At 68.2% G+C, this 2,500-nt stretch carries 2 tRNA genes and 2 rRNA genes (1 of these 4 cut by a window edge); all 4 read right to left on the bottom strand.

Annotated features, from left to right (window positions below):
• Window positions 1-1,357 (bottom strand): 23S ribosomal RNA (locus NET02_RS16215) (its annotated part extends 1,620 nt beyond the left edge of the window); the annotation flags it as partial.
• Window positions 1,358-1,729: 372 nt separating this feature from the next.
• A tRNA-Ala gene (locus NET02_RS16210) sits at window positions 1,730-1,801 on the bottom strand.
• A gap of 13 nt (window positions 1,802-1,814) precedes the next feature.
• A tRNA-Ile gene (locus NET02_RS16205) sits at window positions 1,815-1,888 on the bottom strand.
• A gap of 240 nt (window positions 1,889-2,128) precedes the next feature.
• Window positions 2,129-2,500: ribosomal RNA gene (locus tag NET02_RS16200) — 16S ribosomal RNA — on the bottom strand; the annotation flags it as partial.

The raw sequence follows: 2,500 nt of genomic DNA, 5'->3' as shown, positions 1-2,500 counted from the left end.
CTCGTCCCGGCATTCGCACTCGCCGCCGCTCCAGGGGGCCTCCCGACCCCCCTTCCCCGCCGACGGCGACGCTCCCCTACCGCCCAGCCAGCGCTCCGGCGCTCGCTGGACCCGCGGCCTCGGTGGTGGGCTTCGCCCCGTGACATCGTCGGTGCACGGGCACTCGACCAGTGAGCTGTTACGCACTCTTTCAAGGATGGCTGCTTCTAAGCCAACCTCCTGGTTGTCTGGGCACCCGCACCTCCTTGCCCACTCAGCCCACACTTGGGGACCTTAGCCGGCGGTCTGGGCTGTTCCCCTCTCGACCATGGACCTTCTCGCCCACGGTCTCACTCCCGGCGCCCCGCCAGCGGCCTTCGGAGGTTGGCTCGACTTGGTAGGCGGCAAGCCCCCGCACCGAACCAGTGCTCTACCTCCGCTGGCGCCCGCGCCGAGGCTGACCCTCAAGCCATTTCGGGGAGAACCAGCTATCTCCCGGTTCGCTTGGCATTTCACCCCTACCCACAGCTCCTCCGAGCCGTTTGCAACCGACACCGGTGCGGCCCTCCACGCGGTCTTACCCGCGCTTCAGCCTGGCCATGGGTAGCTCACCGGGTTTCGGGTCGGCCGCCCGCGACTGTGCGCCCTTCGCAGACTCGCGTTCGCTCCGGCTCCGGGTGCCGCTCCCTTCGCCTCGCCACGGACGACCACTCGCCGGGTCATGCTCCAATAGGCACGCCGTCACCTGGTCTGCACCAGGCTCCGACCGACTGGGGGCACATGGGTTCAGGCGCTCTTTCACCCCCCTCGCCGGGGTCCTTTTCACCCGTCCCTCACGGTACTCGTCCACTATCGGTCGGCTGGGGTGTTTAGCCTTGGAGGGTGGTCCCCCCAGCTTCCCGCGGGATTGCCCGTGTCCCGCGGTACTCACGCACCCACCCGGAGCCGTCGCCCACTCGCCTACGGGACTCTCACCCCCTCCGGTCGCCCCTTCCAGCAGCGTTCGGCTCGAACGACGGTTGCTCACTCCGCGCCGGGGTGGCCGCCCCGGCCTGGTGGGCCGTCCAACCCCAGGCGCGCTTCGGCCGGCCAGCCATGTCCGCGCGCCTGGTTTGGGCTCCTCCCGTTTCGCTCGCCACTACTCCGGGAATCCTCTCTCGTCCTCGGGGTACTGAGATGTTTCACTTCCCCCGGTGCCCGCCCGCCACCTATCGATTCAGTGACGGGCGCCTGGGCATCACCCCAGGCAGGTTGCCCCATTCGGATACCCCCGGATCTCCGCCTGCCCGCGACTCCCCGGGGCGTTTCGCCGCTCGGCCGCGTCCTTCCTCGGCCCCAGCCACCTAGGCATCCACCATGTGCCCTCCATGGAGTCTCGACTACCTAACCGGCCCGCCGCTGACGCCTCATCCTGCGCCCGCGCGTTCCGGACATGCCCCACTCTCACCAGCTCCGGCAGGCACATGACCTGCCAGAGCTCGCTCGCGTTCCTCTCTTGGTAACGTGCACTCCAGCCANCCTAGGCATCCACCATGTGCCCTCCATGCAGCCCTCGCGAGCCCTCACTCGGATCCCGCGCAAGGAGCCTCGGCACTTCCTAACATGCTGCCCCAGCATGCCCTACACATTCGCCACGCTCTCTCTTGGTAAGGTGCCGAGACGCAAGCCTTTCGCTCGCATCTCGCCCGCTGGCGAGGTCGGCCTCGCCAACTGAAGTGTGGTTCGCACCACGTTGGGAACCCCGCTCCANGGAGCTGAGGGGACTCGAACCCCTGACCTCCGCCGTGCAAAGGCGGCGCTCTCCCAGCTAAGCTACAGCCCCATCGTAACTGGGGTGGGCGTTCCTGGACTCGAACCAGGGACCTCACCCTTATCAGGGGTGTGCTCTAACCACCTGAGCTAAACGCCCACGAGCCCTCGACAATCGGAGCGTGGTCGAGTGCCGCGTGCCGGGTAGCCCTCTACTCGGCTAACGAGGTGACGGCTCCGGGGTGAGGGGGCAGCGGGCCAGCCCTCCGCGGCGTGCCGCCGCCTCCTCAGGCCGCATCCTGCCTGCCCAGCCTCCCCCGTCCCGCCGGGGACCCTGCGCCCCGGCCGCGCCACCCCGGTTGACCCGGGATGCATGGGGAGACCCCCACGCGCTCCCTAGAAAGGAGGTGATCCAGCCGCACCTTCCGGTACGGCTACCTTGTTACGACTTCGTCCCAATCACCAGCCCCACCCTCGACGGCTGCCTCCCAGGGTCACCCCCGGGTTGGCCCACCGGCTTCAGGTGAAGCCAGCTTTCGTGACGTGACGGGCGGTGTGTACAAGGCCCGGGAACATATTCACCGCCGTATGGCTGACCGGCGGTTACTAGCAACTCCGCGTTCACGCGGGCGAGTTGCAGCCCGCGATCCCAACTGAGACCGGGTTTGGGGATTGGCTCCGCGTCACCGCTTGGCCGCCCATTGTCCCGGCCATTGTAGCGTGTGTGTCGCCCAGGGCGTCAGGGCCATGCTGACTTGACGTCATCCCCCCC

It is taken from the genome of Thermalbibacter longus, from assembly GCF_023806485.1.
Classification (GTDB): Bacteria; Chloroflexota; Chloroflexia; order Thermomicrobiales; family Thermomicrobiaceae; genus Thermalbibacter; species Thermalbibacter longus.
Note: the sequence above shows the minus strand (reverse complement) of the source record. Positions and strands in the feature narration are given on the sequence as shown.